Origin of the sequence: Phycicoccus avicenniae (assembly GCF_018139485.1) — a bacterium.
Lineage (GTDB): Bacteria > Actinomycetota > Actinomycetes > Actinomycetales > Dermatophilaceae > Phycicoccus > Phycicoccus avicenniae.
In genome coordinates this window covers 104,785-131,527 of sequence record NZ_JAGSNF010000009.1, presented here as the reverse complement: position 1 = coordinate 131,527, position 26,743 = coordinate 104,785, and the positions used below count along the sequence as shown (strand labels likewise).

Annotated in this window: 25 protein-coding genes; 21 read left to right on the top strand and 4 right to left on the bottom strand. The window is 73.8% G+C overall.

Annotated features, from left to right (window positions below; translation table 11 throughout):
• Nucleotides 1-80: 80 nt before the first annotated feature.
• The 3 genes from KC207_RS07995 (at nucleotide 81) to KC207_RS07985 (ending at nucleotide 3,486) form a co-directional block, all read left to right on the top strand.
• Complete coding sequence (locus KC207_RS07995; protein ID WP_211602473.1) at nucleotides 81-1,274, top strand: GNAT family N-acetyltransferase; 1,194 nt, start codon at nucleotides 81-83, stop codon at nucleotides 1,272-1,274.
• A 134-nt stretch (nucleotides 1,275-1,408) separates the two neighbouring features.
• Nucleotides 1,409-1,849, top strand: coding sequence for a universal stress protein (locus KC207_RS07990; protein WP_211602472.1), 441 nt, complete (start codon nucleotides 1,409-1,411; stop codon nucleotides 1,847-1,849).
• Nucleotides 1,849-3,486: a sodium:solute symporter family transporter gene (locus KC207_RS07985; RefSeq protein WP_211602471.1), complete on the top strand. Its 1,638-nt coding sequence runs from the start codon at nucleotides 1,849-1,851 to the stop codon at nucleotides 3,484-3,486. The genes KC207_RS07990 and KC207_RS07985 overlap by 1 nt, the downstream gene beginning before the upstream one ends.
• A 27-nt stretch (nucleotides 3,487-3,513) precedes the next feature.
• On the opposite strand, the gene KC207_RS07980 is transcribed toward KC207_RS07985, so the two are convergent.
• Nucleotides 3,514-4,617 carry a DNA glycosylase AlkZ-like family protein gene (locus KC207_RS07980; protein ID WP_211602470.1) on the bottom strand — a complete coding sequence of 368 codons (1,104 nt, stop codon included), beginning with the start codon at nucleotides 4,615-4,617 and terminating at the stop codon, nucleotides 3,514-3,516.
• A 103-nt stretch (nucleotides 4,618-4,720) separates the two neighbouring features.
• On the opposite strand from KC207_RS07980, the gene KC207_RS07975 reads away from it, so the two are divergent.
• The 16 genes from KC207_RS07975 to aroQ all read left to right on the top strand — a co-directional run bounded on the left by KC207_RS07975 (nucleotide 4,721) and on the right by aroQ (nucleotide 20,951).
• Nucleotides 4,721-6,310 carry a choice-of-anchor I family protein gene (locus KC207_RS07975; RefSeq protein ID WP_211602469.1) on the top strand — a complete coding sequence of 530 codons (1,590 nt, stop codon included), beginning with the start codon at nucleotides 4,721-4,723 and terminating at the stop codon, nucleotides 6,308-6,310.
• A 50-nt stretch (nucleotides 6,311-6,360) separates the two neighbouring features.
• A complete protein-coding gene (locus KC207_RS07970; protein ID WP_249138631.1) occupies nucleotides 6,361-6,960 on the top strand; it encodes a nucleotidyltransferase family protein in 600 nt (199 codons plus the stop codon).
• 7 nt (nucleotides 6,961-6,967) lie between these two features.
• Nucleotides 6,968-7,348: a YidH family protein gene (locus KC207_RS07965; RefSeq protein WP_211602468.1), complete on the top strand. Its 381-nt coding sequence runs from the start codon at nucleotides 6,968-6,970 to the stop codon at nucleotides 7,346-7,348.
• Entirely contained in the window at nucleotides 7,345-7,674 is a 330-nt protein-coding gene (locus tag KC207_RS07960) for a DUF202 domain-containing protein (RefSeq protein WP_211602467.1), read from the top strand. Before KC207_RS07965 ends, KC207_RS07960 begins: the two co-directional genes overlap by 4 nt.
• Nucleotides 7,675-7,780: 106 nt before the next feature.
• Nucleotides 7,781-8,671: an AAA family ATPase gene (locus KC207_RS07955; protein ID WP_211602466.1), complete on the top strand. Its 891-nt coding sequence runs from the start codon at nucleotides 7,781-7,783 to the stop codon at nucleotides 8,669-8,671.
• A 7-nt stretch (nucleotides 8,672-8,678) separates the two neighbouring features.
• Nucleotides 8,679-9,812 carry a vWA domain-containing protein gene (locus tag KC207_RS07950; protein ID WP_211602465.1) on the top strand — a complete coding sequence of 378 codons (1,134 nt, stop codon included), beginning with the start codon at nucleotides 8,679-8,681 and terminating at the stop codon, nucleotides 9,810-9,812.
• Entirely contained in the window at nucleotides 9,805-10,938 is a 1,134-nt protein-coding gene (locus KC207_RS07945) for an XdhC family protein (RefSeq protein ID WP_211602464.1), read from the top strand. Before KC207_RS07950 ends, KC207_RS07945 begins: the two co-directional genes overlap by 8 nt.
• 167 nt (nucleotides 10,939-11,105) lie before the next feature.
• The gene (locus tag KC207_RS07940; RefSeq protein ID WP_211602463.1) at nucleotides 11,106-11,582 is read left to right on the top strand and encodes a (2Fe-2S)-binding protein; all 477 of its coding nucleotides are present in this window, start codon (nucleotides 11,106-11,108) and stop codon (nucleotides 11,580-11,582) included.
• A complete protein-coding gene (locus tag KC207_RS07935) occupies nucleotides 11,582-14,068 on the top strand; it encodes a xanthine dehydrogenase family protein molybdopterin-binding subunit (RefSeq protein WP_211602462.1) in 2,487 nt (828 codons plus the stop codon). The genes KC207_RS07940 and KC207_RS07935 overlap by 1 nt, the downstream gene beginning before the upstream one ends.
• Nucleotides 14,065-14,913 carry an FAD binding domain-containing protein gene (locus tag KC207_RS07930; protein WP_211602461.1) on the top strand — a complete coding sequence of 283 codons (849 nt, stop codon included), beginning with the start codon at nucleotides 14,065-14,067 and terminating at the stop codon, nucleotides 14,911-14,913. Before KC207_RS07935 ends, KC207_RS07930 begins: the two co-directional genes overlap by 4 nt.
• Nucleotides 14,914-14,920: 7 nt before the next feature.
• The gene (locus KC207_RS07925) at nucleotides 14,921-15,679 is read left to right on the top strand and encodes an SRPBCC family protein (RefSeq protein WP_211602460.1); all 759 of its coding nucleotides are present in this window, start codon (nucleotides 14,921-14,923) and stop codon (nucleotides 15,677-15,679) included.
• 98 nt (nucleotides 15,680-15,777) lie between these two features.
• Complete coding sequence (locus KC207_RS07920; protein WP_211602459.1) at nucleotides 15,778-16,461, top strand: NADPH-dependent F420 reductase; 684 nt, start codon at nucleotides 15,778-15,780, stop codon at nucleotides 16,459-16,461.
• A 100-nt stretch (nucleotides 16,462-16,561) separates the two neighbouring features.
• A complete protein-coding gene (locus KC207_RS07915; RefSeq protein WP_211602458.1) occupies nucleotides 16,562-17,017 on the top strand; it encodes a hypothetical protein in 456 nt (151 codons plus the stop codon).
• A gap of 140 nt (nucleotides 17,018-17,157) precedes the next feature.
• Nucleotides 17,158-17,853, top strand: coding sequence for a response regulator transcription factor (locus KC207_RS07910; RefSeq protein WP_211602457.1), 696 nt, complete (start codon nucleotides 17,158-17,160; stop codon nucleotides 17,851-17,853).
• The gene (locus KC207_RS07905) at nucleotides 17,850-20,465 is read left to right on the top strand and encodes a DUF4153 domain-containing protein (protein ID WP_211602456.1); all 2,616 of its coding nucleotides are present in this window, start codon (nucleotides 17,850-17,852) and stop codon (nucleotides 20,463-20,465) included. The genes KC207_RS07910 and KC207_RS07905 overlap by 4 nt, the downstream gene beginning before the upstream one ends.
• Nucleotides 20,466-20,504: 39 nt before the next feature.
• The gene (gene aroQ / locus KC207_RS07900) at nucleotides 20,505-20,951 is read left to right on the top strand and encodes a type II 3-dehydroquinate dehydratase (protein ID WP_211602455.1); all 447 of its coding nucleotides are present in this window, start codon (nucleotides 20,505-20,507) and stop codon (nucleotides 20,949-20,951) included.
• A gap of 21 nt (nucleotides 20,952-20,972) precedes the next feature.
• Here the strand turns inward: aroQ and KC207_RS07895 are convergent, their stop codons facing one another.
• Together KC207_RS07895 and KC207_RS07890 are read right to left on the bottom strand one after the other, a co-directional pair.
• Nucleotides 20,973-21,503, bottom strand: a complete 531-nt coding sequence (locus KC207_RS07895) for an SRPBCC domain-containing protein (RefSeq protein ID WP_211602454.1) — start codon at nucleotides 21,501-21,503, stop codon at nucleotides 20,973-20,975.
• On the bottom strand, nucleotides 21,500-21,829 hold the full coding sequence (locus KC207_RS07890; protein WP_211602453.1) for an ArsR/SmtB family transcription factor: 330 nt from the start codon (nucleotides 21,827-21,829) through the stop codon (nucleotides 21,500-21,502). The genes KC207_RS07895 and KC207_RS07890 overlap by 4 nt, the downstream gene beginning before the upstream one ends.
• Nucleotides 21,830-21,894: 65 nt before the next feature.
• Here KC207_RS07890 and KC207_RS07885 point away from each other — a divergent pair, with 65 nt between their 5' ends.
• A complete protein-coding gene (locus tag KC207_RS07885) occupies nucleotides 21,895-22,902 on the top strand; it encodes a phosphotransferase (protein ID WP_211602452.1) in 1,008 nt (335 codons plus the stop codon).
• Between the two features lie 7 nt (nucleotides 22,903-22,909).
• Here the strand turns inward: KC207_RS07885 and KC207_RS07880 are convergent, their stop codons facing one another.
• Nucleotides 22,910-23,365, bottom strand: coding sequence for a GNAT family N-acetyltransferase (locus KC207_RS07880; protein ID WP_249138630.1), 456 nt, complete (start codon nucleotides 23,363-23,365; stop codon nucleotides 22,910-22,912).
• A 126-nt stretch (nucleotides 23,366-23,491) separates the two neighbouring features.
• On the opposite strand from KC207_RS07880, the gene icmF reads away from it, so the two are divergent.
• Nucleotides 23,492-26,737: a fused isobutyryl-CoA mutase/GTPase IcmF gene (gene icmF / locus KC207_RS07875; RefSeq protein WP_211602450.1), complete on the top strand. Its 3,246-nt coding sequence runs from the start codon at nucleotides 23,492-23,494 to the stop codon at nucleotides 26,735-26,737.
• The last annotated feature ends 6 nt before the right edge of the window (nucleotides 26,738-26,743 follow it).

The following is a 26,743-nucleotide window of genomic DNA, read 5'->3' as shown; positions in this document are numbered from 1 at the left end:
GCGGCGAGCCGCCGGTGCGCACGCCCGTCGCAGGGCGAATCCCGCTCGCCGTCGTGCTCCGCGGTCCGTAGGTTGACGCCGTGCAGACCCGAGTGCTGACCGACGCCGACGCCGACCGGGCCTTCGCCCTCGGGGCCGAGGCCTTCGCCTCCGCCCCGCCCGGCGCCCGACGCGAACCCGCGGAGGTGCCGGCGTGGCGCACGAACGTCGGGGTCGTCGACGACGACGGAGCCGTCGTCGCCAAGGCCTCGGGCCTGCGGTTCTCGTCGTGGTGGCACGGCGCGGCGCTCCCGACGCTGGGGGTCGCGAGCGTCGTCGTCGGGGCCGAGCACCGGGGCCGAGGGCTGCTCGCGGGCATGCTCCAGGCCCTCCTCGAGGACGGGGCGACCCACGGCGAGGGGGTCTCGATGCTCTACCCGACCGCCGCCGGGATCTACCGGTCCCTGGGCTGGGAGGTCTTCGCGTCCTACGACACCGTCGAGCTGCCGACCGCCGCGCTCGCCCGGGTCCGCCCGCCCGCGGACGTCCGGACCCGCCGGGCGGGGCCGGAGGACCTCCCGGCGGTGCGGTCGACGTGGACGGCGTGGGCGCGGCACCACGACGGGCCCCTGACCCGCGACGGTGCGGCCTTCGAGGAGACGCCGGACGAGATGCTCGCCGAGCAGCACGGCATCACCCTCGCGGTCGGCCCCGACGGTGAGGCGGTCGGCCACGCCGCGTGGACCCGCAGCCGGGGCTACCGCGGCGAGGGTCTGCTCGAGGTGTCCGACCTCGTCGCGACCTCCGCCGACGGGTACCGCGCGTTGTGGCACCTCCTCGGCACGTTCGAGCCCGTCGCGCCACGTACCCGGCTGCGCACGTCGGGGGACGACCCCGCCCGCCTCGTCCTGCCGACCGCCGCCTGGGACGTCATCGAGCGCCAGCCTTGCATGCTGCGCGTCGACGACCCCGCGGGCGTCCTCGCAGCGGTGGGCCCGGCCGTGCCCGGCCTCGCGGCGGAGGTCCCCTTCGCGGTCCGCGGCGACCGACTGGCCCGGGCCGACGGCGACTACCGGCTCGTCCTGCGGCCGGACGGGCCCGGCACCTGCGAACGGGTCGAGCCGTCCGCGGACGCCGTCGTCCTCTCGCCGCAGGGTCTCGCCCTGGCCTTCGCCGGCGTGCACTCCTGCGCGACCCTGCGGATGCTCGGCCACCTGGCTGGACCGGACGCCCACGACGCCGTCCTCGACGCCGTCCTGGGCGGACGGCAGGCCCACGTCCGCGACTACTTCTGATCTCGTCCTCGGATCCGGGGTTTCACCGCGCACCGGTTCGGGTACCGCGGTCCCCACTCGACGAGGAGACGGCCCCGGACGACGGTGTCAGGGACCCTGCCACTGCCGCTGCCGACGGGGCGGAGAGGCAGTCCATGAGCACGTTCCCCAGCACCGTCCTGTGCGCGGTCGACGGGTCGAAGGAGTCCGACCTCGCCCTGCGGCACGTCGTCGACCTCGTCGCCGGTCGGGAGGTCGACGTCCACGTCGTCCACGTCGGCCTCGTGTCGCCGTGGACCAACCCCCGCACGATGAGCGGCCAGCAGGTCGACCGGCTCCGGGCCGACGCCCAGCAGGTCCTCGACGGCCAGGTCGCCCGGCTGCGCGAGCTGGGGGTGGACCCCTCCGGCACCCACCTGCGGATGGGCCGGGCCACGGACGAGATCCTGCGCCTGCGCGACGAGATCGACGCCGACCTCGTCGTCATCGGCAGCCGCGGGCTCAACACGTTCGCCCGGGTGCTGCTCGGGACCGACGCCGAGGCGGTGGTCCGGCACGCCCCGTGCGCGGTCCTCGTCGTGAGGAGGGACCGCTGATGATGATCACGGCCGACGGCGGGGGCGCCCCCGACTTCACCCTGAGGACGCTCGACCTCGTCATCATCATCGCCTACCTCGTCGCGAGCCGGACGATCCCGCTCATCTACTCGCGCCGGTCCCAGAAGCGCGACGCCGACGCCGGGAAGGACGCGTCCGAGAGCTACTTCCTCGGCGGCCGCAACTTCCTCTGGCCCTTCGTCGGGCTCTCGCTCGTCGCGACGAACATGTCGGGCGCGACCTTCGTCGGGCTCGCCGGCGGCGCCTACAACCAGGGCATCTCGATCTTCGCCTACGAGTGGATGACGACCGTCATTCTCGCCGTCTTCATCTTCTTCATCCTGCCGTTCTACCTGCGCTCCAAGGTCTTCACGCTGCCGGAGTTCCTCGAGCGGCGCTTCGACGTGCGCGCCCGGCGGGCCTTCGCCGGCTTCAACCTCTTCGCGAACATGTTCATCGACATGGCGGCCGCCCTCTACGCCGGCGCGATCGTCGCGCAGTTCCTCTTCCCGCAGGTGCCGATCTGGGTCGCGGTGCTCGTCCTCGCCCTGCTCGCCGCCGTCTACACCGTCGTCGGCGGACTCGGCGCGGTCGTCATCAGCGACGCGATCCAGGCGACGATCACCCTCGTCGGCGGCATCGTCGTCTTCCTCGCGGTCTGGGCCGCCGTCCCCTCGTGGAGCGAGATGGCGGAGACGGCCGGGGAGGACAAGATGAGCCTCATCCTGCCGCCGGACAACGCCGACCTGCCGTGGCCCGGACTCATCACCGGCGTCCTCGTCATCGGCCTCTACTACTGGACGACGAACCAGCTCGTCGTGCAGCGCACGCTCGGCGCGAAGAGCCTCGACCACGGACGATGGGGCGCGCTGCTCGCCGGCTTCATCAAGCTGACGTTCCTCTTCCTCTTCATCCTCCCCGGCGTCATGGCCCTCAGCCTCTACCCCGACCTGGAGAACCCCGACGAGGTCTTCCCGACCCTCGTCTTCGACCTGCTGCCGGTCGGCGTGCGCGGCCTCATCCTCGCGGCCGTCATCGCCGCCATCAGCTCGACCGTCGACTCGATCCTCAACTCGGCCTCGACGATCGTCACGATGGACTTCGTCAAGCCCGCGCGACCGGACATCAGCCAGCGCGGTCTCGTGCTGTCCGGCCGGATCACGACCGTCGTCGCGCTCGTCGTCGCCGTCGTCTGGGCACCGTTCATCGCCCAGTTCGACACGCTGTACAACTACCTGCAGTCGGTGCTGTCCTACCTCGTGCCGCCGGTCGTCGCCGTCTTCCTCCTCGGCATCGCGTGGAAGCGGGTCAACGCGCTCGCGGCGTTCCTCACGCTCGTCGTCATGCAGCCGCTGGGGTTCGTCGCCTTCCTCCTCATCGAGGTCAACGGGCTCCTCGGGCTCCAGTTCCTCTACGCGGCCGGCATCCTCCTGCTCGGCTCGCTCGTGCTGCTCGTCGTCGTGAGCCTCGCGGGTCCGACACCGGACCTCGAGAAGACCGACGAGCTGACGTGGAAGTCGCAGTACTGGACCGACGAGACGAAGGCCCTGAAGGGCACGCCGGTGCTCGCGAACTACCGGGTCCTCACCGGTGTCATGCTCCTCGCGACGGCCGTGCTCGTCGTGGCGTTCGCCTAGCGGTGCGGGGGTCGGGCCACGAACCGGTCACGGCAGCGCGCCCACCGGGTCGACCCCCAGCACCCGCGCGAGGGAGCGCAGCTCGCGGGCGACCCCCTCGCGCATCGCACCGGTGGGGTCCTCGTCCCAGTGGACGGCGTCGACCCGCAGGACCTCGCGGTCGCGGTCGGTGCACGCGTCGACCTTGCCGACGAGCCGGTCGCCGTGGAGCACGGGGAGGGCGAAGTAGCCCCAGCGACGTTTCGCCGCCGGCTTGTACATCTCCAGCTGGTAGTCGAAGCCGAACACCTCGGCCGTCCGCCTGCGGTCGAAGACCAGCCGGTCGAGCGGCGACAGCAGTGCGGTCCGTCCGCGGAACGGCGCGTCGAGCAGTGCCGGGTCGACCCGCCAGCGACCGCGGACGCCCTCGACGACGGCCTCGACCCCGGCCGCACCGACGTGGTTCGGCTCCCCGGGCGGGAAGGTCACCCGGGCACGGGCGATGCCGAGGGCGGCGAGCCGGCGTCGGTCGCGCTCGGCCTCGGCCTGCTCCAGGGGCACCGCCTCGACGTCGGGGTACACCCGACCGGCGAGGTCCCACACCCGCTCGCGGTTCTCGCGGGAGGAGACGGCGACCTCGCCGCGGCCCTCCATCATGTCGAGCATCCGCTGGACGTTCTTGCGGTTCGTCCAGCCGGAGGAGCGCCACGGCACCGCGCACGTGTCCGGGATGTCCCGGGCGGGCAGCGGACCCTCGGACCGGAGCCGGGTGAGGACGTCCTCCCGGCACGCGTGGTTGGCCTCCACCCACGCCGCGATCTCGTCGCGCCAGGGTGCCCGCGGCGGGACCCCCGGCCAGGCCGCCATCCCGGCGAGGAAGAGCGCGACGTCCTCGGCCGGCCGCAGGAACCCCTCGACCTCGACGAGCGCCCGCGACTCGAGCAGGTCGTCGAGGTCCTCGGGGGAGTACCCACCGCCCAGCCGGCTCCAGAGGACGAGGTCGGCGTTCGGCGCGACGTACGCGGTGAGGTCCATCTGGACGAGGCCGAGGCGACGGACGACCTCGAGGGCGTCGCCGGGCCGGTCGGCGGTGAGCAGCTGTCCGCGCACGGCGAGCCGGCGGGCGTCGCGGCGGGTCAGCTCCAGGACCATGCGGACGACCGTAGCGCGCGGCGCAGACCGGCCACCGACCCGACACCGGGCGTCCACCCGGGCGACACCGGGCCGCCCCGTGCGGTCCCTAGCCTGCGTCCCCATGCGCCCTCGCCCCGCCCTCGCCGTCCTCGCCACGACCGCCTGCGCCGCCCTCGTCGGCGCCTCGCTCGCTCCGGCCTCCGCCGCCCCGCGCACCCCGGAGGTCACGCTCACCCCGCTCGGGACCTACGCCTCCGGCCTGTTCGACGACGGCGCGGCCGAGATCACCGCCTACGACGCCGCGACGCACCGCCTCTTCGTCGTGAACTCCGGTGCCGGGACGGTCGACGTCCTCGACATCACCGACCCGACGACCCCCCGCAAGGTCGCCGAGCTCGACGCCCCCGGCGCGAACAGCGTCACCGTCCACGGCGGACTCGTCGCCGTCGCGGAGCAGGCCGCGGTCCGCACCGACCCGGGCACGCTGGCGTTCTTCGACGCCGCCACCGCGCGCGAGACCGGCCGGGTCACGATCGGCAGCCTCCCCGACATGGCGACCTTCACCCCGAACGGCACGCACGTCGTCGTCGCGAACGAGGGCGAGCCCGAGGGCTACTGCGCCGGGCAGGTGGACCCCGAGGGCAGCATCTCCGTCGTCGACGTCCGGCGCGGGCCGGAGCGCGCGACCGTGCGCACGGCGGACTTCCGGGCCTGGAACGACGAGGCGGACGAGCTCGTCGCCGCCGGCGTGCGGATCTTCGGCCCGAACGCCTCGGTCGCCCAGGACCTCGAGCCGGAGTACGTCACGACGTCGACGAACGGGCACACCGCGTGGGTGAGCCTCCAGGAGAACAACGCCCTCGCCGTCGTCGACGTCCGCTCGGCCACCGTGACCGACATCCTCCCGCTCGGCCTCACGGACCACTCCGTCGCCGGCCAGGGACTCGACCCCTCCGACCGGGACGGCGGGGTCGCCATCGGTACCTGGCCGGTCCGCGGCATGTTCATGCCCGACGCGATCGCCGCCTACCGGAGCAAGGGCCGCCCCTTCGTCGTCACGGCGAACGAGGGTGACGCCCGCGAGTACGACTGCTTCGCCGAGGAGGAGCGGGTCGAGGACCTCGTCCTCGACCCGCAGGCCTTCCCGGACGCCGAGGCCCTCCAGGAGGACGAGGCCCTCGGCCGGCTCACCGTGACGACGACCTCGCCCCAGGGGCCCGACGGGTACACCGCCCTCGACGTGTTCGGCGCCCGCTCGGTCTCCGTGCGCGACGGGCTGACCGGTGACCTCGTGTGGGACTCCGGGGACGCGTTCGAGCGGCTCGTCGCCGAGAACGAGCCGACCCTCTTCAACGCGAACAACGACGACAACGACTCGCTCGACTCGCGCAGCGACAACAAGGGCCCGGAGCCCGAGGGCGTCGACCTGGGTCGGATCGCCGGCCGCACGTACGCCTTCGTCGGCCTCGAGCGCAGCAGCGGCCTCGTCGTCGTCGACGTCACCGACCCGGGCGCCGGGCGCATCGCCGGGTACGCCTCGAACCGCTCGCAGGACCCGGCGGCCGACGCCGAGTCCGGGGAGGCGGGCGACCTCGGCCCGGAGGGCATCCTCTTCGTCCCGGCGGGGGACAGCCCGACCGCCGAGCCGCTGCTCGTCGTCGGCAACGAGGTGTCCGGCACGACGACGGTCTGGTCGGTCTCGACCGACTGAGACCGCGGTCCGGCGCCGGCCCCGGGCGGGGGAGTGGCAGGCTGGCCGTCATGACGACGGCCGGCCTGCTCCTCGCCGCCGGCGCCGGACGGCGGATGGGGACCCCGAAGGCCCTCGTCCGCCCCGACCCGGCCGGTCCCACCCTCCTCGAGACGACGCTCGACCGGCTGCTGCACGCCGGGATCGAGGACGTCGTGGTCGTCCTCGGCGCGGTCGTCGACCCGGTCCTGCCGGTGATCGAGGCCGCCGGGGCCCGCGCCGTCGTCGCCGACGACTGGCAGGAGGGGATGGGGGCCTCCCTGCGGGCCGGTCTCGCGCACCTCGAGGCGCACGCCGGTCCCGAGGTGACGGGAGCGCTGGTCACCCTCGTCGACCTCCCCGACGTGGGGACCCGCGTCCACCGGCGGGTCCTCGGGGCGGCGCGCGGGCTCGGCCCCGACCGCCTGCTCCGGGCGGCCTACGACGGCGTCCCCGGCCACCCCGTCGTCCTCGGCCGGGAGCACTGGGCCGCGGTCGCGGACACCGCCACGGGAGATCGCGGCGCCCGCGCCCACCTCGCCGAGCACCCCCCGCGCCTCGTCGAGTGCGGCGACCTCGCGACCGGCGCCGACGCCGACACCCCGCAGGACCTCGGGACGCGGGGAGGATGATGGCCGCGTGACGGACGAGCGACCCCGGTTCCCCCGCAGCGTCTACGGCCGGGGGAGCGACCCCGACCCACGCTTCTCGCTCGCCAACGAGCGCACCTTCCTCGCGTGGGTCCGCACCGGCCTCGCCCTGCTCGCGGGCGCCGCGGCCCTCGACGCGCTCGACCTGCCGCTCGACGACACCGTCCAGTACCTCCTCGCCGCGCTGCTCGCGGCGAGCGGGCTCGTCGTCGGCATCACGGCGTGGCTCGGCTGGGCCCGCAGCGAGCGCGCGATGCGGGAGGGCGCCCCGCTGCCGGCCAACCCGGCGATGGTCGTCGTCATGGGCGCCGTGGTCGTCGTCGGTCTCGTCCTCGCGGTGAGCAGCCTCACCCGTGGGGTCGGCGGGTGACCGGCCGCGACCCCGGGCTCCAACAGGAGCGCACCATCCTCGCCTGGCGGCGCAGCGGCCTCGCCCTGCTCGTCGGCGCCCTGACGATCGGGCGGATCAGCCTCGACACACTCGGCCTCGTCGCCGTCGTGCCGAGCGTCATGGTCGCCGGTCTCGCCCTCTGGGTCGTCCTCGACTCCCTGCGCGCGCGGCGGCTCGCGCGGACGCACCCGGGGGAGCCCGGGTACTCGGTGCTCGCGGACGGCCGCCTGCCCGCCGCCGTCGCCGTCGTCGTCGGGACGCTCGGGGTCGTCGAGCTCGCGGCCGCCGTGTCCCGGCTCGTCTGAGGCGCCCGCCCACCTGCCCGTCCGGACCGCCCGCCGACCCTGTCCGGACGGCCCGGGTCCCGCGTCGCCGCTTCCGCGGCGGCGCTCGGTGGGTGATGCTGTGCCCATGGACCCGAGGACGACGTTCGACTCCGCCGCCGACCTCTCCGCCGCGCTCGGCGCCACGGGGTACCTCGCCGACGACGCCCTCGCGACGGTGTCGTGGCTCGCGCTCCGCCTGGGCCGGCCGCTGCTCATGGAGGGGGAGCCGGGCACCGGGAAGACCGCGCTCGCGGAGGCGCTCGCGGAGTCGATGGCCCTGCCGCTCATCCGGCTCCAGTGCTACGAGGGCATCGACGCGAGCCAGGCGCTCTACGACTGGGACTTCCCCCGGCAGATCCTCCACGTGCGCGCCCTCGAGGCGACGTCGGAGCGGCGGGCCGACGTGCGCGAGGTCGAGGAGGACCTCTTCGACGAGCGCTTCCTCCTCGCCCGGCCCGTGCTGCGCGCCCTGCGGGACGCCCCGGCGGTCCTCCTCGTCGACGAGGTGGACCGGGCCGACGACGAGTTCGAGGCCTTCCTCCTCGAGGTGCTCTCGACCTGGCAGGTGACGATCCCCGAGCTCGGCACGGTCGCCGCCGCCACCCCGCCCGTCGTCGTCCTCACCTCCAACCGCACCCGGGAGCTGCACGACGCCCTCAAGCGCCGGTGCCTCTACCACTGGCTCGAGCACCCCGGGGTCGAGCGCGAGCTCGCGATCGTCCGCAGCCGGGCGCCCGAGGTGTCCGCGGCGCTCGCCGAGCAGGTCGTGCGCGCCGTCCACGCGATCCGCGGCGAGCACGAGCTGCTCAAGCCGCCCGGGGTCGCCGAGACCCTCGACTGGGCCCGGGCGCTCCACGAGCTCGGCACCCGCACCCTCGACACCGAGACCGCGGCGGCGAGCCTCGGCGTCGCCGTGAAGTACCGGGAGGACGCCGAGCGGGTCAAGAAGGCGCTCGACGTCATGCTCACCCCGTGAGCCGCGGATGAGCATCGCCCAGCACCGCCTCGACGCGGCCGAGCACGTCCGCGCACCGGACGAGGTGCTCGTGGGCTTCGCGCGGGCCCTGCGTGCGGCCGGTGTCGCCGTGACCGCCGACCGGGAGCGCACGTTCCTCGAGGCGGTCGCCGCCGTCGGGCTCGACGACGCGGGCGCGGTCTTCCACGCCGGACGGGCGACGCTGTGCGGCTCGCCCGCGGACCTCGAGCGGCACGACGTGATGTTCGCCGAGTGGTTCGGGGGCACCCGGGCGGGGACGAAGCAGCGCGAGCCGGACCGTCGCCACCGGGCCATGGCCGACCTCGGCGAGCGGGACGACGCGGCGCAGGACGGGGCCGGGGAGGAGGCGCTCCTCGCCCGGGCCAGCGACGCGGAGGTGCTGCGTCAGCGGGACGTCGCCGACCTCACCCGGGCCGAGCGCGAACGTCTGCTCGCGCTCTACGGTCGGCTGCGGCCTCGGGCCCCGCGGCGCCGGGCGCACCGCCGCGAGGTCGCCCGGCGCGGCGACGTCGACGCCCGGCGGACCCTGCGGGCGATGCTGCGCCGGATGGGCGAGCCGGGCGAGGTCGCGTGGCGCCGCCGCACGACCCGGCCGCGGAGGGTCGTGTTCCTCGTCGACGTGTCGGGGTCGATGAGTGCCTACGCCGACGCCCTCCTGCGCCTGGCCCACGTCTACTGCACGGCCGGCGTGCCCACGGAGGTCTTCACCCTCGGGACGCGGCTCACCCACGTCACGCGCCCGTTGACGCTGCGCGACCCCGACCGCGCGCTCGTCGCCGCCGGCGAGGTCGTCCCCGACTGGTCCGGCGGGACCAGGCTCGCCGAGGGGATCCAGGTCTTCCTCGACCGGTGGGGCCGGCGGGGGATGGCGCGTGGGGCCGTCGTCGTCGTCGTGAGCGACGGCTGGGAGCGCGACCGCCCGGAGGCGCTCGGGGAGCAGGTGCGCCGGCTGCACCAGGTGGCCCACCGCGTCGTGTGGGCCAACCCGCACCGCGGCAAGGCGGGCTACGAGCCGGTCCAGGCCGGCATCGTCGCGGCGCTGCCGCACGTCGACGACTTCGTCGCGGGACACTCGTTCGCGGCGTTCGAGGAGCTCACGGAGGTGGTCGCACGTGCGTGACGTGCTGGACGAGCTGATGCAGTGGTGGCGGGCCGGCGAGACCGTCGGCGTCGGGACGGTCGTCGCGACCTTCCGGTCCGCACCCCGGCCGGCCGGGGCCTCGATGCTCCTCGGCCCGGAGGGGGAGGCCGTCGGCTCGGTCTCCGGGGGCTGCGTCGAGGGCGCGGTCTACGAGCTGTCCGGGCAGGTCGTCGGGGACGGCACGCCGGTGCTCCAGCGGTACGGGGTGTCCGACGACGACGCCTTCGCCGTCGGGCTCACGTGCGGCGGCATCCTCGACGTCTTCGTCGAGCCGGTGTCGCAGCAGACCTTCCCCGAGCTCGGCGAGGTCGCGGACGACGTCGCCGCGGGCCGTCCCGTCGCCGTCGCGACCGTCATCGAGCACCCCGACCCGGCGTGGCTCGGGCGACGGCTCGTCGTCCGCCCCGAGGACGTGGACGGCACGAGCGGCTCGCTCGGCTCGCCGCGCGCCGACGGGGCCGTCACGGACGACGCCCGCGGCCTCCTCGCGAGCGGCCGGACCGAGACCCTCACCTACGGCCCGGACGGCGAGCGGCGCGGCGAGGGGATGCGGGTGTTCGTCTCGGCCTTCGCGCCACGCCCGCGGATGCTCGTCTTCGGGGCGATCGACTTCGCCGCGGCCGTCGCCCACGTCGGGACCTTCCTGGGGTACCGGGTCACCGTCTGCGACGCCCGGCCGGTGTTCGCGACGGCGAGCCGCTTCCCCGCGGCCGACGAGGTCGTCGTCGAGTGGCCCCACCGCTACCTGGCCGCCGAGGTCGAGGCGGGCCGGGTCGACGGGCGGACCGTCGTCGCCGTGCTCACCCACGACCCCAAGTTCGACGTGCCGGTCCTCGAGGTCGCCCTGCGCCTGCCCGAGGTCGCCTACGTCGGGGCGATGGGCAGCCGGCGCACGCACGAGGACCGCGTCGCGCGGCTGCGCGAGGCCGGGATGACCGACGCCGACCTGTCCCGCCTGTCGAGCCCCATCGGCCTCGACCTCGGGGCGCGCACCCCGGAGGAGACGGCGGTGTCCATCGCCGCCGAGATCGTCGCCCTCCAGTGGGGCGGCGGCGGGGCGCGGCTGCAGGACGTCGGCGGACCGATCCACCACTCCGGCACCTGAGCCCGACCGGCGCCGCGCCGACGTGCGCCTCGGGAAAGTGGCCGGGACCACGTCCCCCGCACGGTGGACCTGCCCGTTCGGCGGGTTCGCCGGAAGTGCTTGCCGTCCGACGATGGACCCAGCAAGATCACCGACACGACACCGGTCCAACCGTGAAGGAGTCAAGGATGACTCGGATCACCGTCACCGTCGACGGCGCGTCCTACACCGACGAGGTCGAACCCCGGATGCTGCTCGTCCACTACCTCCGCGAGGTGCTGGGCAAGGTCGGCACCGTCGTGGGGTGCGACACGAGCAACTGCGGGGCGTGCACCGTCCACCTCGACGGCCGCAGCGTCAAGTCCTGCAACATGCTCGCGGTCCAGGCCGACGGGCACGAGGTCACGACGATCGAGGGGCTGTCGACGAACGGCGAGCTGCACCCGATGCAGACCGCGTTCCACGAGAACCACGCCCTCCAGTGCGGCTACTGCACCCCCGGGATGATCATGCAGGCCGTCGACCTCCTCAAGGAGAACCCGAACCCCTCCGAGGAGGAGATCCGGGTCGGCCTCGAGGGCAACCTCTGCCGCTGCACCGGCTACCACAACATCGTCAAGGCCGTCGCCGCCGCGGCGGGCTCGAGCCAGAGGAGCGACGCCTGATGACCGCTGTCGACGACCGTCCCACGACGAGCCCGGAGATCGGCAGCGCCCGCCGCCGCAAGGAGGACCAGCGCCTCATCACCGGCCGGACGAAGTGGACCGACAACATCCAGCTGCCGGGGATGCTGCACCTCGCGATGGTGCGCAGCCCCTTCGCCCACGCGAAGATCGCCTCGATCGACACCGCCGAGGCGTCGGCCGCGCCGAACGTCGTGCGCGTCTTCACCGGTCACGACATCGCCGACATCCAGGGCGTCAACATCACGGCCTGGCCGATCTCGCCGGACCAGAAGACCCCGGACCACCTGCCGGTGCCGCTCGAGCGCGTGTCGCACACCGGTGAGATCGTCGCCGTCGTCGTCGCCCGCAGCGCGGCGGCCGCCCGCGACGCCGCCGAGCTCGTCGACGTCGACTACGAGGAGCTGCCGGCGATCCTCGACCTCAAGGAGGCCGCCAACGACGCGGTCCTCGCCCACCCCGACCTCGGCACGAACAAGAGCGCCTTCTGGCAGCTCGACTCGGCAGCGCAGGGCAGCGGCGGCGACGTTGGCGAGGCGATCGAGAAGGCCCGCCAGGACGGCATCGTCATCGAGCGCGAGTACCGCCAGCAGCGGCTCATCCCCGCGTTCATGGAGCCCCGCTCGACCGTCGTCGACCCCACCGGCGAGCAGGTCGTCATGTACTCGGCCACCCAGGTCCCGCACATCCTGCGGTTCTGCATCGCGGCGACGACCGGTCTGCCCGAGTCCAAGATCCGCGTCATCGCCCCCGACGTCGGCGGCGGCTTCGGCGGCAAGCTCCAGTCGACGCCGGAGGAGTTCGCGACGCTCGCCGTCGCCCGCAAGCTCGGCAAGCCGTGCAAGTACACCGAGACCCGCTCGGAGTCGATGATCTCGGCGCACCACGGCCGCGACCAGTGGCAGAAGCTGACGCTCACCGCCGAGAAGGACGGGACCGTCACCGGGCTCAAGGTCGACCTCATGGCCGACCTCGGCGCCTACGCCGCGATCGTCGGCGGCGGCGTCCCGGTCCTCGGGGCGTGGATGTTCAACGCCATCTACAAGTTCCCCGCGTACCAGTTCAACTGCACGACGTACTACACGAACAAGACGTGGGTCGACGCCTACCGCGGCGCCGGCCGGCCCGAGGCCACGTTCGCCATCGAGCGGCTCATGGACGAGCTCGCGGCCGAGGTCGGGGTCGACCCGCTCGAGATCCGCGAGAAGAACTGGATCAAGCACGACGAGTTCCCGTTCACCTCGGTCGCCGGCATGACGTACGACTCCGGCAACTACGAGGCCGCGACGGCCCGCGCCAAGGAGCTCTTCGGCTACGACGAGCTGCGCGCGGAGCAGAAGCAGCGGCGCGAGTCCGGCGACCCGGTCCAGCTCGGCATCGGCGTCTCGACCTTCACCGAGATGTGCGGCCTCGCCCCCTCCCGGGTGCTCGGCTCGCTCGACTACGGCGCCGGCGGCTGGGAGTCGGCCTCGATCCGGATGCTCGCGACGGGCACCGTCGAGGTCATCACCGGGGCGTCCGCCCACGGCCAGGGCCACGAGACGGCGTGGAGCCAGATCGTCGCCGACCGGCTCGGGGTCCCCTTCGAGAACGTCGAGGTGCTCCACGGCGACACCCAGATCGCCCCGAAGGGCATGGACACCTACGGCTCCCGCTCCCTCGTCGTCGGCGGCGAGGCGCTCGTGCGGGCCGCGGACAAGGTCATCGAGAAGGCGAAGAAGTTCGCGGCTCACAGCCTCGAGGCGAGCGTGGACGACATCGAGTTCTCCGCCGGGCAGTTCACCGTCCGGGGCACCGACAAGGGCGTCGGGATCTCCGACCTCGCCCTCGCGGCGTTCGCGGCGCACGACTACCCGGAGGACGTCGAGCCCTCGCTCGACGCCGACGCGACGTTCGACCCGGTGAACTTCTCCTTCCCGCACGGCACCCACCTGTGCGCGATGGAGGTCGACACCGAGACAGGCGCGACGAAGATGCGCAAGTACGTCTGCGTCGACGACATCGGGAACATCATCAACCCGCTCATCGTCGAGGGGCAGGTTCACGGCGGCCTCGTCCAGGGCATCGCCCAGGCGCTGTGGGAGGGCGCGGAGTACGACGAGCAGGGGACGCTGGTCTCCGGGTCGTTCGTCGACTACACCCTCCCGACCGCGGCCGACACGATCAGCTTCGTCACCGACCACACGACCTCGCCCGCGACGTCGAACAGCCTCGGGACCAAGGGCGTCGGCGAGGCCGGCACCATCGCCTCGACCCCGGCGGTCGTCAACGCCATCGTCGACGCGGTGCGCGACCGCGGCATCGACGACATCGAGATGCCGTGCACGCCCGAGCGGGTGTGGAAGGCGATCCAGAGCGCGGGCGGCCGACAGGGTGCCGGCGTGACCCCCACCCAGCAGCCGCACTTCGACGAGGGCACCCCGAACCAGGATCCCTCGGCCGGCACGACGGACGGAGCAGTGCAGTGATCCCCGCGACCTTCGACTACGCGGCGCCGACGAGCGTCGAGGAGGCCCTGTCGGTCCTCGCCGAGGCCGGCGACGACGCCAAGGTGCTGGCCGGCGGGCAGTCGCTCCTGCCCATCCTGCGGATGCGGCTCAACGCCCCGGAGAAGGTCGTCGACCTCGGCCGGGTCGAGGCCCTGCGCGGGGTGCGGGACGGCGGCGACCACATCGCGATCGGGTCGATGACCCCCTACAGCGAGGTCGTCGGCAACGCGCTCGTCCAGGAGCACGCCGGGCTGCTCGCGAAGGCGGTCGAGACCGTCGCCGACCCGCAGATCCGCCACCGCGGCACCGTCGGCGGCGCTCTCGTGCACGCCGACCCGGCGGGCGACGTGGGCGCCCCGGTCCTCGCCCTCGACGCGACGATGGTCGTCGTCGGCCCGGGCGGGGAGCGCACCGTCGGGGCCGGGGAGTTCTTCCACGACCTCTTCGAGACCGCCGTCGCCGACGGCGAGCTGCTCACCGAGATCCGCATCCCGAAGCACACCGGCTGGGGGAGCGCGTACGAGAAGTTCGTCCGCGTCTCGCACCAGTGGTCGATCGTCGCGGTCGCCGCGACCGTCAAGGCCGAGGGCGGCACGATCACCGAGGCCCGGGTCGGGCTGACGAACATGGGCTCGACCCCGCTGCGGGCGACCGCGGTGGAGCAGGCCCTCGTCGGGAAGGGGACGGCGGACCTCGCCGACGCCTGCGCCGCCGCCGCGGAGGGGACCAACCCCCCGAGCGACCTCAACGGCGACGCCGACTACCGCCGTCATCTCGCGACCGTGCTGACCCGCCGCGCGGTCCAGCACGCCCTGGGAGGCTGATCACCGGATGGAGCTGAAGCACGACTTCACCGTGCCCGCCGACGTCGACACGACATGGCAGACGTTCATGGACCTCGAGCAGGTCGGCGGCTGCTTCCCCGGGGCGACGGTCACCGAGGTGAGCGAGGACGGGTTCAGCGGGACGGTCAAGGTCAAGCTCGGCCCGATCGCGCTCCAGTACTCCGGGTCCGGGCAGTTCGTCGAGAAGGACGACGCGTCGCACCGGGCCGTCATCGAGGCCAAGGGCAAGGACAAGCGGGGCAACGGCACGGCCGGGGCCACCGTCACCGTCCAGCTCGAGCCCGAGGGGACGGGGACCAAGGTCGACGTCGTCACCGACCTCGCGGTGACGGGCAAGCCGGCGCAGTTCGGCCGTGGCGTCATGCAGGACGTCTCCGACAAGCTGCTCGGTCAGTTCGTCCAGTGCATCGAGGGCCGGCTCGCGGACGCCGCACCCGCGGCACCCGTAGCGGCCGCGGCACCCGCGGCACCCGCGCCTGCGGCAGACGCTCCGGTGTCCGAGCCCTCGGCGGCCTCGGCCGAAGAGGCTGCGCCGGCCCCCGCGGCCGACACCCCTCCCGCGGCCGACCCGGCGCCCGCCGCGCCGACGCCCACGCGACCGGCGCCCCGGCCGAGCACGTCGTCCTCCGACGACTCGCTCGACCTGGGCTCGGCGGTCATCCCGATCCTGCTCAAGACCTACGGCCCCTACGTCGTCGTGGGCATCGTCGGACTCGTCATCGGCTGGCTCATCGGCCGCGGCTGACCCATCCCGCGGACGGCCCCGGAGCAGCCCGCTCCGGGGCCGTCGACGTGTGCCCCGAGTCCGGAATGTCGGGCCCCGCTCGACCCGTTGGACCGGTCATGACGACGATCGGACTCATCGGAGCAGGCAACATCGGCAGCACCGTCGCGCGGCTCGCGGTCGACGCGGGACACGACGTCGTGCTCAGCAACTCGCGGGGCCCCGAGACGCTCGCGGACCTCGTCGCGGACCTCGGCCCCCGGGCCAGGGCGGCGACGCGGGAGGAGGCCGCGGAGGCCGCCGACCTCGCGGTCGTCACGGTGCCGCTCAAGGCCCTCGGCGACCTCCCCGCCGGCCCGCTGGCCGGGAAGGTCGTCATGGACACGATCAACTACTACCCGGACCGCGACGGCCACGTCGCGGCGCTGGACGACGAGAGCACGACGACGAGCGAGATGGTCCAGGCACGTCTGGCCGACAGTCACGTCGTCAAGGCGTTCAACAACATCTACTTCGAGCACCTCGCGGCTCTCGCCCGGCCCGCCGGTGCGCCGGACCGCGCGACCCTGGCGATCGCCGGGGACGACCCCGACGCCAAGACCCGGGTCGCGGCCTTCCTCGACGACATCGGCTACGACGCCTACGACTACGGTGCGCTCGCCGAGGGATGGCGCACCCAGCGTGACACCGCGGCCTACGCCGCCCTGTACGTCGACGGCGACGACTGGTCCCACCCGGTCCCCGCCGACGCCGACCGGGTCCGCCGCCACCTCGAGGCCTCGCGCCGCTACCGCGACATGTGACGTCGCCGGGGGAGTGCTCCCCATCGACGGCGGGTCCCCACGGTGGTGCGATGTGCGCAGACGCCCACGACGGGTGGGCGCACACCGGGAGGGACCATCCATGCCTAGCCGACACCGCATCCTCGCCACCCTGGCCGCTGCCTGCGCGCTCGGCCTGACCGGCGCCACCGGCGCCCAGGCCGTCACCTGGGAGTACGACGTGGCCCAGCTGAAGACGATCCCGAGCGCGTTCACGTGCAACCGCACCGTCGACGAGTCCTACGGCAAGGGCTGCTACGACCGGTCGGGGGACATCTTCTGGGTCTGGGACCAGCAGGCCGACGCGCAGAGCGTCGGGATCATCTGGAAGACGACGAGCGGGCGCCAGGGCGTGTGCCGGCACGCGGGCGGTGCGAGCGGCGCCGACTACTGGAACAAGCGGCAGTGCAACAAGAACCTGCCGGAGAACCGCACCGTCACCTTCCGGATCGGCCGCTGCGACAAGACCGCGACCCGCAGCTGCAAGCACCCCTCGCACTACACGAACACGTCCGCCTGGGTCTCCTCGGTCACCTGACCCGGCCCACCGGCGACGGCCCCGGAGCACCACGCTCCGGGGCCGTCGCGCGTCGCCCGGACCGACGGTCCGCCGACCTTCACACGATCTCCACACCGAGCCCGAGCGCCGGCCACGCGACCCTCCCTACGCTGCTCGACATGAGCGAGGGGACACCGTCGAGCCACGTGCTCGTCGTCGAGGACGAGCCGACCATCCGGCAGGCGGTCGTCGACCGGCTGCGCGCCGAGGGCTTCACCGTGACCGAGGCCGCCGACGGCCCGTCGGCGGTGAGCGCGTTCGAGGCCGGCTCCCCGGACGCGGTCCTCCTCGACCTCATGCTCCCCGGCTTCGACGGCCTCGAGGTGTGCCGGCGGATCCAGTCCGCCCGCCCGGTGCCGGTCCTCATGCTCACCGCCCGCGACGACGAGACCGACCTGCTCGTCGGGCTCGGCGTCGGGGCGGACGACTACATGACCAAGCCCTTCTCGATGCGCGAGGTCGTCGCGCGGCTCCGTGCGCTGCTGCGGCGGGTCGAGCGTGCCGAGCGGCTCGCCCGCACGACCGGCCGGCTGGACCTCGCCGGGCTCGTCGTCGACCCCGCGACGCGCGGCGTCACCGTCGACGGGACCGCTGTCCACCTCACGCCGCTGGAGTTCGACCTGCTCTGCGCGCTCGCCACGGAGCCGGGGACGGTGCGCTCCCGCGAGGTGCTCATGCGCGAGGTGTGGGGCTGGGGCGACGCCACCGGGACCCGCACCCTCGACAGCCACGTCAAGTCGCTGCGCGCGAAGATCGGCGCCGAGCGGGTCCGCACGGTCCACGGCGTCGGCTACGCGCTGCAGGTGCCGGCATGAGCACCGACCGTCCGCTGGACCCGGTGACCTCGATCCGGGTCAAGCTCGGGGTGCTCGTCGCGGCGAGCGTCCTCGCCGCGGTCGTCGTCGCCTCGGTGGGTGACGGCGCGGGGCTCGCCGGCTGGGTCACGGTGCCCGTGACGATCGGCGCCGCGCTCGGGGTCACCCAGTGGCTCGCGCGGGGGATGACCTCGCCGCTGCGGGAGATGACCGCGGCGGCGCGGCGGATGGCAGGTGGTGACTACGGACAGCGGGTGACGGCGACGTCCTCCGACGAGGTCGGCGTCCTCGCCCGGGCGTTCAACGCGATGTCGGCCGACCTCGCGGGCGCCGACCTCGAGCGGCGCCGGCTCGTCGCGACCGTCTCCCACGAGCTGCGGACCCCGCTCACCGCACAGCGGGCCTTGCTGGAGAACCTCGCCGACGGGGTCGTGACGCCCGACCCGGACACCCTGCGGGGCGCCCTGTCCCAGGCCGAGCGGCTCAGCGCGCTCGTCGAGGACCTCCTCGACCTCTCCCGGGTCGACGCCGGGGTGGCCCCGCTCGTCCTCGCCCCGGTCCGCGTCGAGGACCTCCTGCAGCGGACCGCCCGCGAGGCCTCCCTCGCCGGCCGGGGGGTCCGCGTCGACGTCGACGTCCTGCCCCGCGACCTCACCGTCGAGGCGGACGCCGCCCGGCTCGCCCAGCTCGTCGCGAACCTCGTCGACAACGCCGTCCGGCACAGCCCGCCCGTCGGTGTCGTCCGGGTCGACGCCGCGGCCGACGGTGACCGCTGGGTCCTCGAGGTCCGCGACGACGGCCCCGGCATCCCCGCGGAGGAGGCCGAGCGGGTGCTCGAGCGCTTCGGCACCGGCGGCGACGGCGCCGGCGGCACCGGTCTCGGGCTCGCGATCGTCCGCTGGGTGTGCGAGCTGCACGGCGGCCGCGTCGAGGTCGTCCCGACCGCCCCCGGGGCCACGGGCGCGCTCGTGCGGGTCACCCTGCCCACCGTCCCCCGGGCCCAGCGGCCCGGCCACCTCCAGGAGGAGACCTCGATGCCGACGACGAGCGAGACACCCACCCCGGCCCGGCCGGCGCCCACGACGCCGTCGACGCCCCCGGCCGACGCGAGCGGCGGCGGTCCGTCCGACCCGGTCGTCGACCGCTTCTGGCCCGAGCCCGACGGTCGCCCCCGGCCGGGGGTCCTCGCCGCCGCCGCGGGTATCGGGGCGCTCGCCGCGCTCACCTGGGTCGACCGGGGCATCGGGCTCGTCACGACGCTCGTCATGCTCGCGACCGGCGCCCTCATGTGGCGGGTGGCCCGGCACGGCCGGGACCGCTGGACCGTGACGTGCGGTGTGCTCGCGGGTCTCCTCGCGACGACCGCGGCGGTGCGGGACGCGGGCGGCGTCGTCACCCTGTCCGTCCTCGTCGGGGTCGTCCTCGCCGCGGTCGGGCTCACCCGCGCCCACGGCCTCCTCGCGATGGTCGCGAGCGGAGCCGCGTGGCCCCTGTCCGCGCTGCGAGGGCTGCCGCTCGTCGGGCGCACCGCCGCCGCGGCGAGCCGGGTGCCCACCCTGGTCCCCGTCCTGCGCACCGCCGCCCTCGCCCTCGTCGCGCTCGTCGTCTTCGGCGGGCTCTTCGCCACCGGCGACGCCGTCTTCGGGGCGTGGGCGCAGGCCGTCGTGCCCGACCTGCGCTGGGACACGATCGTCGCCCGGACCTTCCTCTTCGTCCTCGTGGGCGGGGTCGCACTCTCCGGCGCCTACCTCGCGCTCAACCCGCCGCGGGTCGACCGCCTCGTGGTGCCGCCCGCGCGCCCGAGGGCGACGTACGAGTGGGCGGTCCCCGTCGGGGTCGTCGTCGCGCTCTTCGCCGCCTTCCTCGTCGCCCAGGCGAGCGCCCTCTTCGGGGGCGAGTCCTACCTCCGCGCGACGACCGGGCTCACGTACGCCGAGTACGTCCACCAGGGCTTCGGCCAGATGACCGTCGCCACCGGGCTCACCGTCCTCGTCATGTCGGCGGCGCTGCGGGTGGCGCGCCGCTCGACCGGCCGGGACCTGCTCCTGCTGCGGGTACAGCTCGGGATGCTGGGGCTCTTCGCGCTCGCGGTCGTCGGCTCGGCCCTGCACCGGATGGCGCTCTACCAGGACGCGTACGGCTTCACGGTCCTGCGGCTGTGGGTCGACGGGGTGGAGCTGTGGCTCGGGCTCGTCGTCCTCCTCATGCTCGCCGGGCTCGTGCGGATGTCGTGGTCGTGGGTGCCGCGGGCCGTCGTCCTCTCCGGCGCGCTGTTCACCGTCGGCTTCGTCGGGATGAACCCGGACGCCTGGGTCGCGGGACACAACATCGACCGGTACGAGGCGACGGGCCGGCTCGACACCTTCTACCTCTCCGGCCTCTCCGCGGACGCGACCCCGACGATCCTCGAGCGGCTCCCCGGCGACCTCGGGACGTGCGTCGTCGATGCACGGCGCCTGTCGACCCTCTGGGGCGAGGGTGACACGCACGGTGACTGGCTGTCCTGGAACCTCGGGCGCGCGCGGGCGATGGACGCCGCGGTCGGTCCCGACGCCGAGCCCGGACTCGCGCCGGACTGCTCGGACGTCCTCACCGACGACTACCGCGGCTGACCCCCTGGGCGACACCGCGAGTGCGGGATACTCGCGGCCATGGACGCCCGCACCGTGCTCGTGCTCAACGGCCCGAACCTCAACCTCCTCGGGGAGCGGGAGCCGGAGGTCTACGGCCACGAGACCCTCGCCGACGTCGAGCGCCTCTGCGCGCAGACCGCGGAGCGGCACGGGCTCGTCGCCGACGTCCGCCAGACCAACCACGAGGGTGTCCTCGTCGACCAGGTCCAGGAGGGACGGCGCGGCATCGTGGGCATCGTCCTCAACGCGGCCGGCTACACCCACACCTCCGTCGCGCTGCGGGACGCGGTGTCGGCGTGCCGGGTGCCGGTCGTCGAGGTCCACATCAGCGACATCCGTGCCCGCGAGCCCTTCCGGCGCCACTCCTACCTCACGGACGTCTGCGCCCACCACGTCATCGGCCGCGGTGTCGCGGGGTACGCCGAGGCGGTCACCTGGCTCGCGGAGCAGCGCGACGCCGGGTGACCGCCCTCGGGACGTGCCGGGTCAGGCCCCCGAGCCGACCATCGGACGGCCGGTCTCGAGCAGGGTCTTGATCCCCGCGAGGACCCACGGCCACCCGCCGCCGCCCTGCGCGGGGTCGCCGGCGCCGCTGACGTCCCGCGCGCTCGCGGGGGCGCCGGTGCAGTCGTGGGTGAGGGTGAGTCCGGTGAGCGGGCCGGGGTACTCCTCGAGGTCCCACGTGAGGGTCGTCTCCTCGCCGTGCCACGCCGCGACCCAGGTCTGGACGAGCCGGCGGGGCGGGTCGACCTCGAGGACGCGGCCGGTGACGGCGACGTCGCCCATCCCCATCTCCTTCATCTGCGCGGTCGTGAGGTTGCGGTAGTCGCCGCCGGGGGAGAGGTCGTACTCGACGTCCCCGCCGTAGCCGTAGCGGTTCGAGAACTCGGGGCTCGTGATGGCGGCCCACACCCGCTCCGCGGGGGCCTCGATGTAGACGCGGAACACCTGGACCGCGGGGACGGTCCGGTCGGTGTCGGCGGGGGCGTCGGTCGTGCTGTCGTCGGTGGTCGTCATGTCTCGTCCTCCAGGGCGCGTTTCAGGTCGGTGAGCGCGAGCACGTGGTGCTCGGTGTACTTGTCGATCCACCGGTCGTGCACGAGGCGGATCGGGACCGGGTTGAGGAAGTGCAGCTTGCGCCGCCCGTCCTTCCGGGTGGTGACCAGGCCCGCCTCCTCGAGCACCCCGAGGTGCTTGGAGACCCCGAAGCGGGTCATGTCCGTGTCGTCGGCGACGACGCGCTCGAGCTCGCCGAGGGTCCGACCGTCGTGGGCGTACAGGGCGTCGAGGAGGAGGCGTCGCGTCGGGTCCGCGAGCGCCTTGAACACCAGGTCGTCCTGCACGCTTCGACATTAGGTGACTAAAAGGTCACATGTCAACGGATGGACGCCGCCCTACGCTGCGCAGCGTGCGAGACCTCCCGGCCCTGTGGGCGAGCGCGGCGTGGCGGGACGACCTCGAGCGGTGGTTGCTCCCGGCGCTCGACGCCGCATGCACCCCGGCGACGGGTCCGGTCGAGCAGGTACACGTCCGGTTCTGGTCGACGGTGCTCCGCGTCCCGACGGCCGCGGGTGCGGTCTGGGTCAAGGAGAACGCACCGTCGCAGGCCTTCGAGGCGTCGCTCGTCCACGCGGTCGACCGGTTCGCCCCCGGCCGCACGCCGCCGGTCGTCGCCGCGGAGCCGGCCACGGGACGCCTCGCCACCCGCGACGCGGGGACGCCGCTCGGCGAACGGGACGACGTGCCGGACGAGGCCTGGGTAGCGCTCGTCTCGGCCTGGGGCGGGTTGCAGCGCGACCTCGCCGACCACGGGGCCGACGTCCTCGCCACCGGCATCACTCCTTTCCCGGAGCGCGAGGCCGCGGACTGGGCGGCCGGGCTCGCGGACCGGCTCGCGGCGCTCCCGCCGGAGGACCCGCGGCGGCTCTCCGGGGGCGAGCGGCGCCACGTCGAGGACGGCCTGGCCCTCGTCGAGGCCGCCGCCGACGCCCTGTCGGGCGCCCCGCTGCCGGACTCCCTCCAGCACAACGACCTCCACCTCGGCAACGCGCTCGCCGGCGCCGGGGGTGCGATCGCCTTCATCGACCTCGGCGACGCGGTCTGGGCGCATCCGCTCACCGCGCTGCGGATCCCGCTGTGGACCCTCGCCGAGCGGCGGGGCGCCGACGACCCGTTCGTCCGGCGGGTCCGGGACGCCGCGCTCGAGCCGTGGGCGGACCTCGTCGACGCCGGCGACCTGCGGGCGCTCCTCCCGGCGGCGGACCGGCTCTCGGCGCTGCACCGGGTGCTGTCCTGGCAGCGGCTCGTCGACGACGTCCCCCTCCACGCCGTCCCGGACCTCTACCGGCGCGCCGCCGCGGAGTGGCTGCTCGTCGCGACCGACCCCGACCCGTACGACCGCTGGTTGCGCAGCTGACCCGCCGTCAGCACAGGTCCTTGCGGAGGTGGACGTCGTCGCGCCCCGCCGTCGGCACGCCCTCCCAGCGGAAGGTCTCGCGGTACCCCGCGGCGACGTAGAAGTCCGGCGCCTGGAACGTGAACGACGTCGTGAAGACGTGGGTGCAGCCACGCGCGCGTGCCTCTTCCTCGAACGCGGCGAGGAGGTCCCGGCCGACGCCCTGCCCGCGGACGGAGGCGTCGACCCACGTCATCGCGATGCCCGCGGCCGCGCCCCACGTCCACCCGGACGCCCCGGCGAGCAAGGCGCCGTCGCCGTCGAGGACCTGCACCGTCAGCTCGCGGGCCGGCTCGACGTCGGCGGTGGCGGCCGCGTTGTGCCGGTCCAGCTCGTCGCTCAGGCGCTGGTCCAGCGCGGCGTCCCCCTCCCCGACGAGTGTGCGCTGGGTCGGGCCGGAAGGTGTCGGGTCATCGGTCGTCACGGCGCAGATCGTGCACCACCTGCTTCTCGACCGCATCCGGGTTCCGGGACGTCGCGGTGACTTCCCGGTAGGTACTAGGACGTCCTAGTATCTCGGGTGACCCATCGGCGACCCTGGAGGACCCGCATGGCACCGCAGCCGAGCGACCGCGATCTGCACGTCCCGACGCACCCCGTCCGCATCGTCACCGCGTCGAGCCTCTTCGACGGCCACGACGCGTCGATCAACATCATGCGGCGGATCATGCAGAGCCAGGGCGCGGAGGTCGTCCACCTCGGGCACAACCGCTCCGTCCAGGAGGTCGTCGACGCGGCGATCGACGAGGACGTCCAGGGGGTCGCCGTCAGCTCCTACCAGGGCGGGCACGTCGAGTACTTCGAGTACCTCGTGCAGCTGCTCCGCGAGTCCGGTGCCGGTCACGTCCGCGTCGTCGGTGGCGGTGGGGGCGTCATCGTCCCGGCCGAGATCGCCCGGCTCCGCGAGGCCGGCGTCACGATCTTCAGCCCCGAGGACGGCCAGCGGCTCGGCCTGCCCGGCATGGTGAACCAGGTCGTCGAGGCGTGCGACACCGACCTCTGGGAGTCCGGGCCCACGACGGTCGACGCCGTCCTGTCCGGAGACCGCACCGCGGTCGCCCGGGCGATCACCGGCGCCGAGACCGGGCACCTCGACGACGCCGTCCGTACCGAGCTGCGGGAGGCCGCCGCCCGCCGCCGCGTCCCGGTCCTCGGGATCACCGGCACCGGCGGGTCCGGCAAGTCCAGCCTCACCGACGAGCTCGTCCGCCGGCTGCGGGTCGACCAGCAGGACAAGCTGCGCGTCGCGTGCGTCGCCGTCGACCCCACCCGCCGGCGGGGCGGCGGCGCACTCCTCGGCGACCGGATCCGGATGAACAGCCTCGACGGCGACCGGGTGTACTTCCGCTCCCTCGCGACCCGCGGCGGCCGGGAGGTGCCCGAGGCGCTCGAGGACGTCGTGACGATCCTGAAAGCCGCCGGCTACGACCTCGTCGTCGTCGAGACGCCCGGGATCGGGCAGGGCGACGCCGCGATCACGGGGTACGCCGACGTCAATCTCTACGTCATGACGCCCGAGTTCGGCGCCGCGAGCCAGCTCGAGAAGATCGACATGCTCGACCTCGCCGACGTCGTCGCCGTCAACAAGTTCGAGCGCCGCGGCGCGATGGACGCCCTGCGCGACGTCGGGCGGCAGATGGTCCGCAACCGGGAGGCGTTCGGGAAGAAGCCCGAGGACATGCCGGTGTTCGGCACCTCCGCGGCCACCTTCGACGACGACGGCGTCACGGCGCTCTACCAGGAGCTGCGCGGACGGCTCGCCGGGCTCGGCCTCCCCGTCGCCGAGGGCACGCTGCGACCGGTCGAGGTCCGGCACTCCAGCACCATCCGCCAGGTCGTCCCGCCGCAGCGGGTGCGGTACCTGTCCGAGATCGCCGAGACGGTCCGCGGCTACCACGACGACACCGAGCGGTACGCCGACGCCGCCCGCCGGGTCCAGCGGCTCACCGAGGTCCGCGACGCGCTCGCCGCCGCGGAGAAGGACACGGCCGACGTCGAGGCGCTGCTCGAGCGGGCCCGGGAGGACCTCCCGGCGGCGCTGACCCGCCAGCTCGCCGAGTGGCCGGCTGTCGTCGAGGCGTACTCCGGCGAGGAGCAGGTCGTCACCGTCCGGGACCGGGAGATCCACACCCGGCTCGTGCGTGAGTCGCTGTCCGGCAGCGAGGTGCGTCGCGTGTCCCTGCCGCGGTACACCGACGACGGGGACCTGCTGTCCTTCCTCCGCCGCGAGAACCTGCCCGGCTGGTTCCCCTTCACCGGTGGCGTCTTCCGCTTCAAGCGGGACAACGAGGACCCGGCGCGGATGTTCGCCGGCGAGGGCGACCCCTTCCGCACCAACCGCCGCTTCAAGCTCCTCTCGGAGGGGCAGCCCGCGACCCGCCTGTCGACCGCCTTCGACTCCGTGACCCTCTACGGGCGCGACCCCGACCCCCGGCCCGACGTCTACGGCAAGGTCGGCACCTCCGGGGTGTCGGTCGCGACCCTCGAGGACATGAAGGTCCTCTACGACGGGTTCGACCTCACCTCGCCGTCGACGAGCGTGTCGATGACGATCAACGGGCCGGCCCCGACGATCCTCGCCTTCTTCCTCAACACCGCGATGGACCGTGAGGTCGAGGCGTGGACGGAGGAGAACGGTCGCGAGCCGAGCGAGGAGGAGCGGCACGAGGTCCGCGCCCGCGCCCTCGCGACGGTCCGCGGCACCGTCCAGGCGGACATCCTCAAGGAGGACCAGGGGCAGAACACGTGCCTGTTCTCCACGGAGTTCAGCCTGCGGATGATGGCCGACATCCAGGAGTGGTTCATCGAGAACCGCGTCCGCAACTTCTACTCGGTCTCGATCAGCGGGTACCACATCGCCGAGGCCGGGGCGAACCCCATCAGCCAGCTCGCCTTCACCCTCGCCAACGGGTTCACCTACGTCGAGGCCTACCTCGCGCGGGGCATGGACATCGACGACTTCGCGCCGAACCTGTCCTTCTTCTTCAGCAACGGGATGGACCCCGAGTACACCGTCATCGGCCGGGTCGCCCGGCGGATCTGGGCCGTCGCGATGCGCGAGAAGTACGGCGCGGGCGAGCGCAGCCAGAAGCTGAAGTACCACGTGCAGACCTCGGGCCGGTCGCTGCACGCGCAGGAGATGGACTTCAACGACATCCGCACGACCCTCCAGGCGCTCATCGCGATCTACGACCACGCGAACAGCCTCCACACCAACGCCTACGACGAGGCCGTGACGACCCCCTCGACCGAGTCCGTCCGGCGCGCGCTCGCGATCCAGCTCATCATCGGCAAGGAGTGGGGCCTGGCGATGAACGAGAACCCGCTCCAGGGGGCGTTCGTCGTCGACGAGCTCACCGACCTCGTCGAGGCGGCGGTGCTCGCCGAGTTCGACCGGATCAGCGAGCGCGGGGGAGTGCTCGGCGCGATGGAGACCGGCTACCAGCGCGGCCGGATCCAGGACGAGTCCATGCTCTACGAGCACCGCAAGCACGACGGCTCGCTGCCGGTCGTCGGGGTCAACACCTTCGTGCGGCCCGAGGCCGACGTCACCCCGAGCGAGGTCGAGCTCGCGCGGGCGACCGAGGCCGAGAAGGAGTCGCAGCTCACCCGGGTGCAGGAGTTCCGCGAGAGCCACCGGGACGAGGCCGAGGCCGCCCTCGCCCGGCTCAAGGACGCCGCGAGCAGCGGGGAGAACGTCTTCGCCGTCCTCATGGACGCGGCCCGGGTCTGCTCGCTGCAGCAGGTGACCGAGGCGTTCTTCGAGGTCGGGGGCCAGTACCGCCGCAACGTCTGACGGGGC